General features: G+C 44.4%; 23 protein-coding genes and 1 pseudogene. 19 read left to right on the top strand and 5 right to left on the bottom strand.

Going from position 1 to position 15,211, the window contains the following annotated elements:
• Positions 1-164: 164 nt before the first annotated feature.
• Genes H6H03_RS37530 through H6H03_RS37515 form a run of 4 tightly spaced genes read right to left on the bottom strand, consistent with a single transcriptional unit; the run spans position 165 to position 1,279 of the window.
• On the bottom strand, positions 165-428 hold the full coding sequence (locus H6H03_RS37530; protein ID WP_390842921.1) for a hypothetical protein: 264 nt from the start codon (positions 426-428) through the stop codon (positions 165-167).
• Positions 429-450: 22 nt separating this feature from the next.
• Complete coding sequence (locus H6H03_RS37525) at positions 451-750, bottom strand: hypothetical protein (protein ID WP_190960076.1); 300 nt, start codon at positions 748-750, stop codon at positions 451-453.
• Complete coding sequence (locus H6H03_RS37520; RefSeq protein WP_190960075.1) at positions 747-941, bottom strand: hypothetical protein; 195 nt, start codon at positions 939-941, stop codon at positions 747-749. Before H6H03_RS37520 ends, H6H03_RS37525 begins: the two co-directional genes overlap by 4 nt.
• Complete coding sequence (locus tag H6H03_RS37515; protein ID WP_190960074.1) at positions 938-1,279, bottom strand: helix-turn-helix domain-containing protein; 342 nt, start codon at positions 1,277-1,279, stop codon at positions 938-940. Before H6H03_RS37515 ends, H6H03_RS37520 begins: the two co-directional genes overlap by 4 nt.
• 261 nt (positions 1,280-1,540) lie before the next feature.
• Here H6H03_RS37515 and H6H03_RS37510 point away from each other — a divergent pair, with 261 nt between their 5' ends.
• From H6H03_RS37510 to H6H03_RS37445, 14 genes and pseudogenes are all read left to right on the top strand, one after another.
• The gene (locus H6H03_RS37510; protein ID WP_190960073.1) at positions 1,541-2,611 is read left to right on the top strand and encodes a hypothetical protein; all 1,071 of its coding nucleotides are present in this window, start codon (positions 1,541-1,543) and stop codon (positions 2,609-2,611) included.
• 552 nt (positions 2,612-3,163) lie between these two features.
• The gene (locus H6H03_RS40950) at positions 3,164-3,511 is read left to right on the top strand and encodes a hypothetical protein (protein WP_242058186.1); all 348 of its coding nucleotides are present in this window, start codon (positions 3,164-3,166) and stop codon (positions 3,509-3,511) included.
• Positions 3,512-3,532: 21 nt separating this feature from the next.
• A complete protein-coding gene (locus tag H6H03_RS37500) occupies positions 3,533-3,991 on the top strand; it encodes a DUF1392 domain-containing protein (RefSeq protein WP_190960072.1) in 459 nt (152 codons plus the stop codon).
• A 41-nt stretch (positions 3,992-4,032) separates the two neighbouring features.
• Positions 4,033-4,920, top strand: a complete 888-nt coding sequence (locus H6H03_RS37495; RefSeq protein WP_190960071.1) for a hypothetical protein — start codon at positions 4,033-4,035, stop codon at positions 4,918-4,920.
• Between the two features lie 55 nt (positions 4,921-4,975).
• On the top strand, positions 4,976-5,290 hold the full coding sequence (locus H6H03_RS37490) for a hypothetical protein (protein WP_190960070.1): 315 nt from the start codon (positions 4,976-4,978) through the stop codon (positions 5,288-5,290).
• 15 nt (positions 5,291-5,305) lie between these two features.
• Entirely contained in the window at positions 5,306-5,527 is a 222-nt protein-coding gene (locus tag H6H03_RS37485) for a hypothetical protein (protein ID WP_190960069.1), read from the top strand.
• Positions 5,524-6,228, top strand: coding sequence for a hypothetical protein (locus H6H03_RS37480; RefSeq protein WP_190960068.1), 705 nt, complete (start codon positions 5,524-5,526; stop codon positions 6,226-6,228). The genes H6H03_RS37485 and H6H03_RS37480 overlap by 4 nt, the downstream gene beginning before the upstream one ends.
• The gene (locus H6H03_RS37475) at positions 6,225-6,824 is read left to right on the top strand and encodes an alpha-ketoglutarate-dependent dioxygenase AlkB family protein (protein ID WP_190960067.1); all 600 of its coding nucleotides are present in this window, start codon (positions 6,225-6,227) and stop codon (positions 6,822-6,824) included. The genes H6H03_RS37480 and H6H03_RS37475 overlap by 4 nt, the downstream gene beginning before the upstream one ends.
• A 95-nt stretch (positions 6,825-6,919) precedes the next feature.
• Positions 6,920-8,200 carry a helix-turn-helix domain-containing protein gene (locus H6H03_RS37470; RefSeq protein WP_190960066.1) on the top strand — a complete coding sequence of 427 codons (1,281 nt, stop codon included), beginning with the start codon at positions 6,920-6,922 and terminating at the stop codon, positions 8,198-8,200.
• 127 nt (positions 8,201-8,327) lie between these two features.
• Positions 8,328-9,689 (top strand): replicative DNA helicase, encoded by a 1,362-nt coding sequence (gene dnaB / locus H6H03_RS37465; RefSeq protein WP_190960065.1) that lies wholly within the window; start codon positions 8,328-8,330, stop codon positions 9,687-9,689.
• Positions 9,690-9,710: 21 nt separating this feature from the next.
• Positions 9,711-10,091, top strand: coding sequence for a hypothetical protein (locus H6H03_RS37460; RefSeq protein WP_190960064.1), 381 nt, complete (start codon positions 9,711-9,713; stop codon positions 10,089-10,091).
• A 5-nt stretch (positions 10,092-10,096) separates the two neighbouring features.
• Positions 10,097-10,567 carry an ASCH domain-containing protein gene (locus H6H03_RS37455; protein ID WP_190960063.1) on the top strand — a complete coding sequence of 157 codons (471 nt, stop codon included), beginning with the start codon at positions 10,097-10,099 and terminating at the stop codon, positions 10,565-10,567.
• Entirely contained in the window at positions 10,564-11,331 is a 768-nt protein-coding gene (locus H6H03_RS37450; protein WP_190960062.1) for a DNA cytosine methyltransferase, read from the top strand. Before H6H03_RS37455 ends, H6H03_RS37450 begins: the two co-directional genes overlap by 4 nt.
• 409 nt (positions 11,332-11,740) lie before the next feature.
• Positions 11,741-12,016 (top strand): annotated as a pseudogene (locus H6H03_RS37445) (four helix bundle protein); the annotation flags it as partial.
• Here the strand turns inward: H6H03_RS37445 and H6H03_RS42180 are convergent.
• A complete protein-coding gene (locus H6H03_RS42180; RefSeq protein WP_190960061.1) occupies positions 11,985-12,446 on the bottom strand; it encodes an aspartate racemase/maleate isomerase family protein in 462 nt (153 codons plus the stop codon). The pseudogene H6H03_RS37445 and the gene H6H03_RS42180 sit on opposite strands and share 32 nt — an antisense overlap.
• A 250-nt stretch (positions 12,447-12,696) precedes the next feature.
• Between H6H03_RS42180 and H6H03_RS37435 the strand changes: the two genes are divergently transcribed.
• The 5 genes from H6H03_RS37435 to H6H03_RS37420 all read left to right on the top strand — a co-directional run bounded on the left by H6H03_RS37435 (position 12,697) and on the right by H6H03_RS37420 (position 14,907).
• Complete coding sequence (locus H6H03_RS37435) at positions 12,697-13,368, top strand: glutathione S-transferase family protein (RefSeq protein WP_190960060.1); 672 nt, start codon at positions 12,697-12,699, stop codon at positions 13,366-13,368.
• 263 nt (positions 13,369-13,631) lie between these two features.
• Positions 13,632-13,901, top strand: coding sequence for a DnaB-like helicase C-terminal domain-containing protein (locus tag H6H03_RS37430; RefSeq protein WP_313932029.1), 270 nt, complete (start codon positions 13,632-13,634; stop codon positions 13,899-13,901).
• A gap of 41 nt (positions 13,902-13,942) precedes the next feature.
• Entirely contained in the window at positions 13,943-14,119 is a 177-nt protein-coding gene (locus tag H6H03_RS40940) for an ASCH domain-containing protein (protein WP_242058185.1), read from the top strand.
• A complete protein-coding gene (locus H6H03_RS40935) occupies positions 14,110-14,361 on the top strand; it encodes a hypothetical protein (RefSeq protein WP_242058184.1) in 252 nt (83 codons plus the stop codon). Before H6H03_RS40940 ends, H6H03_RS40935 begins: the two co-directional genes overlap by 10 nt.
• A 297-nt stretch (positions 14,362-14,658) precedes the next feature.
• Positions 14,659-14,907 carry a hypothetical protein gene (locus H6H03_RS37420; RefSeq protein ID WP_242058183.1) on the top strand — a complete coding sequence of 83 codons (249 nt, stop codon included), beginning with the start codon at positions 14,659-14,661 and terminating at the stop codon, positions 14,905-14,907.
• The last annotated feature ends 304 nt before the right edge of the window (positions 14,908-15,211 follow it).

Genomic DNA, 15,211 nt, shown 5'->3' with positions numbered 1-15,211 from the left:
AGGCGTTTCCCGTCTCAAAACTATTGCTAAGAGGGAATTCTACCTTTTTTTAGTATCCACAAAAAAAGTACTCCAAACTGATATTATGGATACCCTCTATCTGGAGAGCTTTTAAGTATTAATACCGGTAAAATTGTAGTTAATAAATTTGTGTACTGAAAAAACTAATTAGCGATCGCACTTTTTTTGGGGTCATCTAACAAAATCGCATTGCTCCCCTCTGCAAGCGCCTTGCCAGCTTCAAAAAACGCCCGTTCTACCTTCCGTTCTAAATGCAGGCGATCGCTCTGCTCTTGCTCGGTTAGTTCAGGCACTTCAACAGCAGGAACATCAATGATTGCAGAAGTTGGGTTTTCTGAAGGGGAAATGTCTGAGTTGGGTGATGAGGAGATGGTGGATTTTTTGGGCTGCCGAGATGACTTGTCCATAAATCCACCTCAACCCCCACATTTAAGCCGCTTGTTGTCGATGTTCTATTAAATCTAGTAAAGGAGGGAATATTCTCGATTTATCGCCAGAAACCAGCACAAATACGGCATTTGTCGAGAAGGGTTCTCGAATATAGTTATAGAGAATCACAAAAGCTCTGGTAGTCAAGTAATGAGCATTTCTTAGTAAAACTACTACCTTACGCCCCTCCATTTCTGCTAAAGATGTTTGTACTTGCTCTATGAGCCTTTCAATATCTTGAGCTTCATAAGTGTGAGTGGCTTCAAAATCTATGATTTGGTCGCATATAAAAGATGTCATTGTTTTATCTCCGTATCTTCGACTTTTTCAAAAGTGCCATCGGCGCGTCGCCGCCAGCCATCCACAATCACATCATCTTCAGGATTTCGGGGTTTACTCGGATCGCGCCAATCATAGTCAATCGGCTCTGCTTGTGGTGTCGGTTGTTCGTCAGGGATTTTGTCTTGGTTTGGTTCGTTAGCTTCGCTCATGCCGTTTTTCTTTTCAATAGCAACGCTAGTCCAACTGACTTCTTCTTAGCAGAGGAGTTAGTATTTTGTTTGGCCTTTTCTGCAACCTCGATCTTAGGTTGTTCTGAAGTCATTACTTCTGTTTTCCCGTCATCATCTGGTGTATACTCCAGCAAATCACCAGGAAGGCAGCCTAAAGCTTTGCAAAAACGGTCGAAAGCATCCAGTGTTAGAGAAGACACCCTACCTTGTTCAATTTTTTGTATATTTTGGACGCTATAACCAGTTATCCTAGCCAAGTCATTTTGGGATATTCCTTTTGCCTCTCTGACTTTTTTAAGCGTAATTAACACTGCCATATCCCTCACTCATACTCCTGATGGTATCACTACTAGTAGTTGTGGTGCTTGTTTTTGTGTATCTACTAGTAATAGAAAAAGCTAATAGATAACGATAAGTTGTATTACTAAGACTAATAGAAAAACCCTTAATTGCATACCGCCTATTACTAGTAGTAGTGATACTATCAATAGTAGAAAAGCTCAAATAAAAGGCAATCGCCCTAGCCTGGAAAACTCTGTGCGATCGCCTTTTGTCCTTATATTCAAGGAAATACCATTATGACCCACGTTACATACTCCCAACAACAGCTGCACCTGAAATCCCTAGCCCAACTCAAGCGCACCTACAGCGAAATCGGCTGCACACTCGAAGTACGAGACAGACGCCGCAGGGATGCGTGGATTAGCGCGTTCGTCGAAGACGTTGGCGCAGCCATCGCCTTTCACCAAGCCGCCCAACTCCAGAAAATCGCCCGTCCTACAAAAGATGAACAAGAGATTGCCCAAGGTGAGTTCGACCAGTACATCGCAGACCAAGCCGAAGCTGTTGCACCCGAACCACTGACAACAGTAGAAATCAACTTCTACCACCACGAGGTGTACTGTGGCAAAGAACTTATCGCCTACATCACCTACGACCACGGCGAATTTGTAACCCAACCCTGGCTGGTCATGGTCAACGGTGAAGAGAAGTTCCGTGACACGACACTCGCCCGATGCCATCGCTTCATCTACTGGCATCATAAGGATGGCACGCTCAACCTATTTGCATTAACTGAAGTACCAGAAGTCCCGGCAATTACAGAAATCTCCTTCTACGACCAAGAAGCCTTGGTTAACGGTGAATTGGTAGCCAGCATTAGCTTTGATGATAAGAACCATGAGAACTTGTACTGGCGAGTGCTGGTAAACGACATTGAGATTTTCCGAGACATTACGCCTGCAAGATGCCACAGCTACATTAAGCAGCAGTACCAGCAAGGCACGCTGCCAGTACAGGAACCATTTGAGGAACCATGCACCATTGGGAATGAGGTCATGGTGCGAATTTTCAACGACTACGAGAAGTGCGGGTTGCAACTGCTGGAGGACGGGAATTACCGAGATGACGTTAAGTTAGGCTCAGTCGGCTTTACTGATGGCAATTGGTGGCTCATCGGGGCTTCTTCTGTACAGCAGCATAAGGTCGCGTGTGATTCGGTAGATGGGGCAGTGCAATTGCTATCTGTAGCCGAAGTACCACCGATATCTTATGAAGAACTCTTGGATAGGGAATTTGACCAACTAACGGCTGACGAATGGTTGCTTGTGATGGAGTCTGAGCCAATACGGGAACTGGTTGCGGCATAGGGAAACAGTGGGCATAATTGCCCACTTTCTCAATTTGACTATTCGCTTGCTGTAAGTATAAGCACTGATTTGGGGTTTTTGGGAAAAAAGCCCAATTCAGTCACTTCCAAACTATTTTGCAAAAACAGCTAAGTGTAATTACTCAAGGCGCAAACTATTGCTGATTCTACAGATAACAGCTTCGACAGTACAACGTCAGTATCTGCTGCGTGTGCTTCATGAAGTGGCTCTTTTTTCCTAGATTATCTGCAATCAAAATTCTGACTTAGCTTCACTTTCACTACTCAAAAATCAGGAACGAATTATGAAACTTTATGCCAAGACCATTCCACAAATACTTCCAGATTGGGCAACCATTGTGAAACAGAATGCGGATCTCATTGAGATTGAAATCAATGACCAAAAACAAGTCGCAAGTCGCAAGTCGCAAGTGTTAAGAAAAATTGGTATCAAGCCCCTAACTTTAGTTATGGAAAAGAAAGAAAAGTTGTTTCAAGTGCCGCATTACCCCGAAGAAACAAAGCGTCTTTATCTCAAGCCCCTACGTTTACGTTGCTGGTATTACTTGCGACTTGCGACCTGCGACCTGCGACTTGGCTTGATGAACACCCTAATTTTCAATCTTTACTTGAAGAACTAGCTACAGAAATTGAACCAGGGACTATCGGCGTAAAAGTTGAGGATTTATGTTTGCGGCTTGGCATCGAAATGTCTAGCCCCAATCTTTACCAATTAGTCGAACAAGCCCAAACTTTAGTTCATGAAATTGCCGAACATCCTGAATATCAAAAACTACTCAACAGAGGATATAGCCCTGATTTAAACATTGCTGATGCTCAAACTGCATTGGTTTATCTGCAATGGGAGCTAGACCACAATCAAGAACCTTATAGCCATTAATTACTTGCTAGGAAGAAAAGCATGACAGAGCAAATCACCGATTTAGAAAAATGCTGGTTTCTTTCGCCACCTTGGGGCCAAGACATCCCACCTGTTGAAGTCAACTTGTTAGAAAAAGTCTACCTCAAAACCAATCGAACATTCGGCTACTGCTGCGGGGTGCAATGGTATGGCGATTGCTGGAATTACATTATCGAGGTCAAAGATGATTTTATCTATACAACAAAAAACCAAATCATAGGTACTGGGCAGATACAACAAAGGGCTAGTACAAAACCGACTTTTGTTCTGGGGGAACGCGTAGTTTTGTGCCTTCCCAATCGTGGTACAAAGCAAAGACTAGTTTTGGGGATTGAGCTAATCGAAAAGTCCTGGTTTTATTTTATTGAGTTGGTATCACCTGATTTTCCCAAAGTATCGACTATGACCAGTCGCTTTTCTTTGGTGCGAGAACAAGATTTAGTGCGGGTGAAGGTCTAAATTCCAACATAAAGCTTTGTACTCATCACACAACTAAAACTATGTCACAAATTGAAGTAGCGCAAATCATCGAACAGATAAAGCAAGAAATCACTGTTGACGCTAGTGGACAGGGTAAAGCCAGCATGAAAGCTACTGCACGATTAGCTGGAGTTAGCGACAAAGCTATTGGTAAAGCGTTAGAAAGCGCGAACCTGGAACCATCAAAATTAGCTGTAATGCTTATGGAACAAGGCTTTGATGCCGCGAACCTCAAAGAGTGGAAAACGAATGGTATCCCAGATATAGCGATCGCTATCATTCTCGACTACTACGGCTATGAAGCTGGGCGTTACTGTACTAAACAAGCAAAGCTAATTTGTCGAGCATTCAAAACTATCGGTGTTCGCGCCTGGATGCAAGACATCATGGGCTGGACAAAACCCACGACTCAACCACCCCAACAACCCCCTGCACCAGCACTCCCCCCAGTTGAACAGCGATTGCATATTCTTGTCCAAGCGATGAAAACTTTAGCCGAGTTAACTGGTGGCAGACTCAACCCGTACATGGAACAGCAGGTGAAGGACTACGCTGCTAATCTTCTGGCCGAACACAACCGGAAATTGTTGACTCCCTCAAAAGAACGCTGGCTTGGGGTGGTGAATTTTGCAGAGAACCAGTTGGGTAAGAAAGTCCCTCTGAGTGGTTCACATTACCGGGGGCATCTGGGTACATGGGTGAGGACATTTTACCCTCAATTGGGCCATCGCCAAGAGGATCGCTTGGTTAACGGCACTCAGCAATCAGTTTACGTTTACGCTTGCCACGATCCGGTCGTGGCTGCGGGGTTAACGAAAGCGATTGAAGAGTTTTTCGCACACCCCGAACCTGCGGCGGCACTAAAACAAGCTGGGGCATTCTCGAAGAAAGCTGTAGTTACTGCTTAATGATCATTGGTCATTAGTCAACAGTTAGCAGTCAGCACTCAACACCGGAGATTTTATGATTATTCCCTTTAATTTACAGACCCAAGCTATAGCCACCGATGGTACAAAGTGCATTATCACTACGGTTTACGTCGATATTATTCAGATTTTGACTTCACCAGAAGAAGCACTCATAGACCCCGAAATGCAAGGAACTATAGACATGATTGCTCTTGGTGGTGGTTTTTGTGGTGATGGTGTTGATGAATTTCTTTTAGACACTCTCAAAGAGCTTCAAGCTTGGGAATTTGTGCAAGAAGTTAATAACGGAGATTATACGTACTGGGTGTTATCTCCTCTCGGTCTATTACTCAAAGCTGAAATTAAATAACTTTTAGGAGAATTTATGAAAGTTGTCGTTCAAATAGTCGAAAAAGTCATTAGTGAAGCACACATTTATCTACCAGATGGACTGACAGAAACAGCCATTAGACAAGTCATTACAGACCGATATAATTCCGGCGAAATGACTCCAGATTTGAACATTTTTCAGGTTGACTTTGAATCGATTAGCGCAACTATTGTTAACGAGCAAAAGTCTGTAGATTTTGAAGAGGACGCAGCATGACTGTAACACTAACTCCACAACTTACTATTACTCCAACCCAAACAGTAACCCGACACCCTCTGAACTTCTACGAGTCGCCCTCATGGTTCACAACTGAACTGCTGCGCTATGTCCCGTTATCTGGTGTGATTGGTGAGCCTTGCATTGGGATGGGGGCGATCGCCTCTTTACTCCAGGCATGGCCCTACACCAAGCAAATGTGGACAAACGATATTGATCCACATAAAGCGGCTGATTACCATTTGGATGCAACTTTAACCGAGTCCTGGGCTAAATTCCCCAATTGCGACTGGATCTGCACCAATCCGCCTTATGCCGAATTTGCTGCACCAATTATCAAGAATGCCTATCATAAAGCACGTGTGGGCGTTGTGGCTTTTCTCTTGACCAGCTTTCTCGAACCCTGTGATGACCGGGCTGATTTCTTACAAGAACATCCGCCGTCACTTGTACTGACTCTGCCGCGCTTTTGTTTTCGCAAGGACAAACGCGGTACTCGTTGGGCTACTGATAACATCACTATTTCGTGTTTTGTTTGGGACAAACGCACAACCACACAGCGCCTTATCGTGCGTCCCAAATCTCAGATTATCGGGTTTTACAAGAATCCCGAACAAGCTATTTCACAAGAACGGGCAGAAGAAATTGTAAGAGCGTTAGCGAAGCATAACGAAGTTATCGCTAATGGTGAATATTTATGAAACAGATGACACTATTTGATGAACCAACCACAGTTTTACCACTCACTTACTATCCAGATTTCTTGAACAAGGAAGAAGCTGACAACTTGTATCAACATTGCCAAGAATTGCAGTGGCAGCAAAATCAAATACGTATGGTTGGTAAAACTATGCCTGTTCCCCGCCTCGAATGTATTTACGGCGATGAGGGCTGTGATTACCTCTACTCCAAGAGTGTACTACTCAAACCACTGCCTTGGACAGACGCTCTGGCTAAGTTACGCGACTCTATCACCGCCACCACTGGCTACAGCTTCCGCATTGTCATTGGCAACCAATACAGAAGCGGCCAAGATTCGATAGGGTGGCACGCTGATAATGAAGCTTCGATGGGAATTGCCCCGGCGATCGCTTCAATCAGTCTGGGTTCAGTTCGCAAATTCCAGCTAAAGGCGATCGGGGGCAAGCCGACTGACTTTTGGCTCGAACACGGGAGCCTGCTGGCGATGCATCCTGGTTGTCAGTCTACTCATGTGCATCAAGTACCCAAAACCAACAAAGTCGTAAGCACACGAATTAATCTGACATTCCGCCCACACGTTGGAGGTAGAAGATGATTTTTTCTGCCTCTAAAACATTTTAGTCAAGAGTTTCATTCTTCTCACAACGTCGATTGAATAATCAAGTTTTGCCATCAACAGAGGTGCATCCTATGACTACCACTACCCAACGTGTAAGCCCTGATTTTATAACTCTTGTTTCCCCTTTTCTAGATGAGTACGGGCTTGACCCGATGGAATATCGTTTATATTCCCACATTGTTCGGCGTGCCGGTAAAGATGGCTGTTTTGAATCGATTCCCAATATGGCTAAAATCTGCCTGATGAATGAAAAGACGCTCAGAAAAGCATTACGAGTTTTGATTGCGGCTGGGTTAATCAAAATCGCTCAACAGCGCCAAGGTAAAACAACTATTTACAAAGTTACTCAGTCTTCGGAATGGGTTTACTCTCAACAGCTAAAAGCGATTAGAGAACAAGTCAATACCTCTACCAAATCAGGCAGGGGTAGTAGTACCAAATCAGGCAGAGGTGTGGTACCAAATCAGGTAGGGGTGGTAGTACCAAATCAGGCAGGGGTAGTGGTACCAAATCAGGCAGACAAAGTATTACCCAATGAACAATTACCAATTAAAGAAAACACACTAAATACGTCCCACTCTGTGGATGTGTGTGCCAGTGAAACTAAACAAACTAACCCCACCTCACAACAAATCCAAGAACAAGTTACTCCAGATTCTTCATCTTCGTTGTTAAAAAAATCCGAGACTTCGCATCAAACCCAAAATCCTGCATCTAGGTCAACAGCGCCCGCCTTGTTCGATAATCCCGAACAAATGAATAAGGCTAAAAAACCGAAACTCCAATCGATTGAGGACTTGCTTAATCAGGTTTTACTCGACCCTGGCATCATGGCATCTGACCCATTGCCCGCCGTTTACCGAAGCGAAATCAAGTTGCGTGGCTGGCGCTTCCCCTGGCGCACTGCTACCAGGGACAAGATTTACCAAACCTGCGATCGCCAACTGGTTGAGTTGATAGCTAAAGAAAGAGCCAAGTGGAGCAAATGCGAATGGACTGAAAAAATCCCCACAGTCATCAAGTCTATTGGCAATCTGGAAGCAACTAAGGGCGGCTTAGAAGAATTGCTGGGCTATTGGTCAAAAGTTGTTGAGCCAGCTGCATCATCAACAGAAACATCTCAGGCAACTACTGACCCCATTGGCTACTACTCGAATCGCTCCCTTGAGTGGCACAAAGCAACATTCTGCGAATTACTTGACCTTGGGGATAAAGTCGGCGCTCCTAGAGCGATCGCTCAATTCAGTACCCGCTATGACCAACAACACACGGGTGCTACTGATGTTTGGTTGAACTGGTTGTCCATTCATCATCCCCAAATGTATGCCCATCTTTACCCAAAAGCAGCATGAGTCGAAGTCGGAAAGTAGTTTATTTCTACATTCTCGTTTCTTAAGGGTTCCTCTGCCCCTGTTGTTCACTCTTAACTTCCGACTTCTGACCTCCGACTTCTCTTTGACTTCCTAACCGAGGTAAACCATGACAAACGAACTAAACTTTTCATCCCAACAAGACCGCTTGCCACCACAAAGCATCGAAGCTGAAGAAGCCATACTCGGCGGTATTATGCTCGACCCAAATGCCATGAGCCGAATCAGCGATCGCTTGAGCGCCGATGCTTTCTACATCAACGCCCACAAGGACATATACCAAGCCGCGCAAAGGCTGTACAGCCAAGGTAACCCGACTGATTTGCTTTACATAACCAGTTGGTTATCTGACAACGGTCTTTTGTTTCGCGTTGGTGGGCGCAATAAACTGGCCACACTTGTCGATCGCACTGTTACAGCCGTGAACATCGATGCTTTCGCCGATTTGGTGATGGAAAAATACCAAAGGCGGCAGTTAATCAAAGCAGGCACAGAGATTGTTCAACTCGGCTATGCAACCGAAACCGAGCTACCGATTGTCCTTGATGAAGCTGAACAGAAGGTTTACTCAATCGCGTCTGAGCATTCTGCCACAGATTTAGTTCACATTTCCGATTCCCTGGCTGATGCTTTTACCGAAATCGAAGCACGTCACGCTGGAACCGTTAGCCCTGCTGTGTCCACCGGATTTTACGACTTGGACAGTATACTCGGTGGTGGCTTCCGCAAAGGGCGGTTGTATGTGCTGGCTGCTCGTCCGTCTGTTGGCAAGTCGGCTCTGGCTGGCAATCTCGCTCTGGCGGTCGCTCAAACGAGTCGGTTACCCGTGTGTGTCTTCAGCTTGGAGATGTCCCAAGATGAGTATGTACAGCGATTCCTCAGCAGTGAATCGGGTATTGAAAACAACTTCTTGGAAACTGGGCGCGTGTCGAATAACCAGTGGCAACCGTTGAGTCAGGCGATCGCTTCTTTGAGCGAACTGCCAATTTTCATCAACGATAACTCTTGTCCCAGCTTGACAGAAATTCGTAGCCAAGTTCGCAGGGTTTCATCCCAGTACGGTGGGGTTGGGCTTGTGGTTGTGGATTATTTACAGCTGATGGCTGAAGGTGCTGATTCTAGAAACAACATGACCGAGCGTGTTGGTGAAATCAGCCGGGGGTTAAAGAAACTCGCCAAGGATTTGGATGTACCAGTGCTGGCTTTATCGCAGTTAAGCCGTGAAGTTGAAAGCCGCAATGACAAACGCCCTATACTGAGCGATTTGCGGTCAAGTGGGGCAGTGGAACAGGACAGTGATGTTGTCATCATGCTTTACCGCGAGGAGATGCACAATCCCGATACACCTGACCGCGGGATTTCTGAGTTAATCGTTCGTAAGCAGCGCAATGGGCCCACTGGTACGGTCAAGCTTTTGTTTGACAATCAGTTTACCTCCTTCAAGAATTTATCTCGTGGTCGCAATTTTTAGCCTACTACTGAAAATCGAAATATGAGTTTAACCTACCAAAAACTGCTTCACTCTTGGGCTAATCTTGCACCTAACGAATGCCAAATTACAGATCGTGATTACAAGTTCAAGGTCAAAATTCTGCCCTCAGTTGAAAAGTGCAATTCAGATAACGCTTGGCGTGTGGTTAGTTCTGAAAATATCGAGTGGCGTTTGTCTACCAAAGAAGGGCAAGCTTTAGAACAATTGAATTTCCTGCTGTTGACTATCATCAACCACTGCGCTATTCAACAAGCCACCATTAGTTTTACTTTTACTGAACTTGGGACTACTGCGGTTATCTGTAATGGTCTGAAGTCTCAACCGCAGCTTCATCTGGCTATTGCAGCATTGGACGCATACATTCAGTTACTCCAATTTTAAAAAGCATGAGTACGATTATCATAAAAGCCATCAGTCTGCATCAGCCCTGGGCTTCTCTGATTCTAATGGGTCTGAAAAAATACGAAACCCGTTCTTGGTCTACTAGCTACAGAGGCCCGTTATTAATCTGTGCTGCCAAGAAGACCAGCCTTCACCAAAAACTCACTCACAACTACTTCCTTAATAAGTATCAACAAATACTAGTTGGCACTGATAACTACATTGAGTGGGATGATTTGCCTTTCGGTAGTGCCATTGCTCTGGTAGAGCTAACCGCTTGCATTTCTATGACCCAAGCTTTCATCAACGAACAGTCTCTTTCAGAGATTGATACGGGTGATTGGCAAGTCGGGCGATTCGCTTGGAAACTGGAAAATATTCAGCGCATCATACGTCCTATACCTATCACTGGCAGGCAAGGTTTGTTTAATGCAGAGATTGATTTGCACTTTCCACACCTGGAGGCAGTCGCATGATATCTGTTCTTTCCCTATTCTCTGGTATCGGCGGACTTTGCCACCACGGTATTGCTGTTGCGAGTTTGTCGCACAAGTTTCAAGTAAAGCAGTTTGTCGAAATCTCTCCTTATTCTCAATCACGACTTCGCTATGAACAACCCACAATTCCAATCCACCCAGACATCACAACCTATCACTGCCAGCCTTGGCAATTCGATATCGTCTGTGGAGGTTTCCCCTGCGTCGGTACAAGCAACGCCGGAAATCGACAAGGACTTGCTGACCACAGATCCGCACTGTGGGCAGAACAATTCCGCATCATCAACCAGTGTAAACCCGCGATCGCTCTCATTGAAAACCCAACAGGTTTACTCAGTCGCGGACTTAACCAAGTCCTGTTTGACCTTGACTCCATCGGGTACGATGCGGAATGGGATTGCGTTTCTGCACAAGAAGTCGGCTTGCCACACGAAAGAAAGCGCATCTTTGTCATTGCCTACCCCAATGGCTTATTCAACAAAGTCGTCCAGACCCCCTGGGCAGACCAAATTGGAAATCAAATTGCGTCAATACGGGAGTCTCATGAAGTCAGAGGCTATAAACCCGGAGTTCCTACGGTGGCTCATGGGGTTTCTATTGGAGTAGCTAAATGCATTCCAGGTAATTATGATGCACGTCGGGCTTACGGGTTGAGTTGTTCGCCACGTCAGGCAGCTGTTGCTTGGAAACGGATTGATTACCTGTGCAGCCTAATTTCAAATCAGGAGGTGCATTATGGTTAACCTAATCAACTCGCTCGAAACATGCTGGTACATATCATTGCCCTGGGGAGGGCAGAAGTACCGCCGCCCTTCGTCATTCTACTGGAGCGGGTGTACCTCATCACTGCCAAATCATTCGAGTTCATCAAAAGATGCTGTAGCACAACAGGATTACCAACGGCAGTTTCGAGAGATTCTACACTCCCGGACTTAGTTGATTCAGCTTTCAGCTTTGGGTCAATCGGCACAAGAACAACCAGCAGGATATAATGCTGTGCTGCTATGAAAAACCCACTGATTTATGCCACAGACATCAAGTTGGGAACAACGCGATGCAAGTGAGAATTCTGCGTTCAAGGCAGGAGGCAGGGGGCAGGAGGTGTAGAATAATGTAATTTCTCCCAACTTCCTACTTCAAACTTCTTGCGCCATGAGTTACAGAGAACAATTTATTTGGCAGCGTGGTGTCAAGCTTGCCATCAACTGCTATCGACTTACCGAAAAATTCCCCAAATCTGAACTTTACGGATTAACTAGCCAGATTAGGCGCTCGGCAGTTTCCGTGCCATGAAATATAGCTGAAGGTTATGGAAGACGGACGCAGAACGAATATATCCAATTTCTACACATTGCTTTAGGTTCGCTTCGTGAACTTGATACTCAATTGATTATTTCTAAGGAAGTTGGACTTCATTCAAAAATGCTTTTAGGGTTTGGTTGTTCCATTCGGGATAAGGGGTAACAACAGCAATTTTCTTGACCTGGAGATGTGACAAAGCTTCTAATAAAGCTAGAGATGGAATAACAACGGGTACTCCTAATCCTTGAGTTAAACGCTGCTGCAACTTTTCAGCGAAAACTCGTCCTTGGTAAAACTTCGCCGTTGTGAAGCCATAAGCGCCAAAATGCACACCAGCTTTAGCTAATTTAGCTATTTCTTTAACAGCTTCCTCATTAATGTCATCCATTGACTCAACACTCTCATAAGCATGTGAGCCTTGAGCAATTACGCGATGAGCGTGAATACTGACTTGACTAGAAAAAGCCGAGTGAAAATCAGGCTCAAAGGTGGTATTACCTGCTGGTACTAGTAAGCCAATACGAAACTGCCTATTTAAGTGAGTGTTGAAGTCCATACCACACCTCTTGATTCTCCAGCCTGATGCTTTTTACTTAGCTAATCTAATAATTAGGTAAACATATTACATTAAAGCTGTATAATACTTAAACTACGCTAAATCGACCGACTAAGTGTAATATATCATCTATCAAGATAAATACTTGCTACCCACATCGGTAAATTGCAAGTACCAAACAGTATTGCTTTGGTGAGAACTGGGCAATAGAAATAATCTGTGTCTTCAATAATTACAAGGAAAGGATTTAATGAGCAACGTACAACTTTACTTCGCTAAAGCATCTACCTTCTCGCAACGTACCCGTGTAGTTTTACTAGAGAAAGGTATTGATTTTACTCCGGTGGAAATTGATTTACAGAATAAGCCAGAAGGCTATACGCAAATTTCCCGCTATGGTAAAGTTCCGGCTATTAAGCATGGCGATGTTGTAATTTACGAGTCTGCCATTATCAATGAATATCTAGATGAAGTTTTCCCAGAACCAGCGTTATTACCCCGCGATCCTGCCAAAAAAGCGATCGCTCGTATCTGGATAGACTACGCTAATACTCGCTTTGTCCCTGCATTTAACAAATTCCTACGCGGTAAAGATAGCCAAGAACAGGAACAAGGACGAAAAGAGTTTACACAAGCACTTCTATATATAGAACAAGAAGCCTTTGGTGGAGGTGAATATTTCTTAGGCGATCAGTTTAGTCTGGTTGATATCAGCTTTTATCCTTGGTTTGAACGCCTACCATTGTTAGAACACTTCCGTAAATTTACACTCCCAGCAGAAACACCTCGCTTGCAAACATGGTGGAATTTGATACGCGATCGCGCTTCAATTCAAGCAGTAGCCAATCCTGTAGACTTCTATTTAGAAAGATTCGCCAAAATTCTTGGTGAACCTGTCCCTGTTGGTGCAGGGCAAAAATAAGATATTAGGACTTATACTATTTCACTAAAAGGCCGAATCAGCGATCACCTCATTGCCGAAGTGTAGAGCGAGGAATTATTTGACTAAAGTGACAGATTGTTTGTCACTAATCTAAATCCCTCTGCATCACCTGTTCAAGCAATTTCTACAATTTCATATTAGAAACCCTAAAAGTTAGATACGTTTTCAGTAAAGCTTGCAGGCGTGAAAAACTTGACTTTTAATTTGTCGCTACGGTCAAATAATTCGTCGGTTTACACAAAATCCCCGTTTTCTTAGGTTGTCAAATCAATCGGGGGAATCAGACAACGGCTGACAAACGCCCCAATCGTCATCTGTTACGTAACTCTGGCGAAATCTTTGAGGTTTGCGATCAGTTGATTATGCTTTACCGCGATGCTGTGTATACAAAAGACCCCAGCGACCAAACTATCGAGTTGATTGTTGAGAAGAATCGGCTTTACGGTAAGCTCGGCACTGCGACTATGTTGTGTGATTTGTCTACTTCTCGGTTTTTGAACTTGGCAAGATAATTTGATGCAATGAACTTTTTTTAAGTTTTAGAGGTCGATATATGAAAGCGCTATCCGTCCGTCAGCCTTGGGCATGGGCAATTATTTATGCTCTTAAAGACATAGAAAACCGTGGCTGGCCTATTCATTATCGTGGCGACATTCTGATTCACCCTGCAAAAACCTGCACCAAAAAAGAGTACCAGCTAGCGAAAGAATTTTGCCAAGGATGGGGGTAGTAATCCCAGAATTAATCTCTCTGTGTCGCGGTCAAGTTATTGGCATTGTCACAATAGTAGACTGTCGGTTTTCACAAGTTGCATCTGGTTGGGGGATACCTGGGCAATACCATTGGCAGCTAGAGAACCCGCGAGAAATCACACCGATTCCCTACATTGGGCAGTTGGGGTTTTTTGAAGTACCAGATGATTTGGCAACAGACGCGATGCCTCCGGCAACGTCAAGGACGAACGCTGTATGACTCCAACAGCGATCGCTCACGACCAGATATGACCACAAATAGCAACAGTCCTTATGCACTTGTGGTTAAGTTGAACCAGTAATGTTTATGTCAACTGCAATACCCGAAAAATTCTTAGAGGACAACCTCAAAGCTCAACAACTTCGTAGCCAAGGATGCCTCTACTAGTACCTGAAACTAAAAAGCTACAAGACGGTTCAAGAGTATTATCGAAACAATCGGGTCTAAAACCGTACTTCGTCCCGCTACGAAGACAGCCTTTGAAGGCGAAAAGTTTTGTCACGGGGTTAAAACCCTGTGACAAAACGTAATTGCGAATTGCGAATTGGTTTATACCCCCGTGTGATTGGTGAGCGCGACCCGAATAACCCCAAGCAGTGGCGCTGGGGGTATAACTGGGAAGAAAAAGTGAAAGGGGTATGGAAGGGGCGAAGTATTGGTTTGATTCCTGCTGCTGCTGCCTATATGATTCGTTCTTTGCAGCAGCAGGGAGCAGCAATCCGTGGATGGTCAACTGCCATTCGACTACTTGATTTGTTTGTCTAAAAACATCTCATCAATTCAATCACCAAAGACTTTTCGCTAATTCTTCACTCTGCAATCAATTTCAGAAGGAGAAATCATGAGTACCAAAGTTTTTATCAATCTGCCATTAAAAACCTCAATCAGCTGGGCGATGACGGGCAATGGCATCAGTTTATGATTGTAAACTATAGACGCAGCTAGTAGCAAAAGATACCGTTGGCGAGATTTTTTTTTAACGCTCAAATCCTTACGCTATTGTGGTAATCCCCCACCGAAAGTTTTCAAAACCACTTTTTAATGAATTTGCCAACGGTATCTGTTAATA

The sequence above is a fragment of the Nostoc paludosum FACHB-159 genome (genome assembly GCF_014698835.1).
Taxonomy (GTDB): domain Bacteria; phylum Cyanobacteriota; class Cyanobacteriia; order Cyanobacteriales; family Nostocaceae; genus Nostoc; species Nostoc paludosum.
This window is presented reverse-complemented; position numbering and strand designations above follow the sequence as displayed.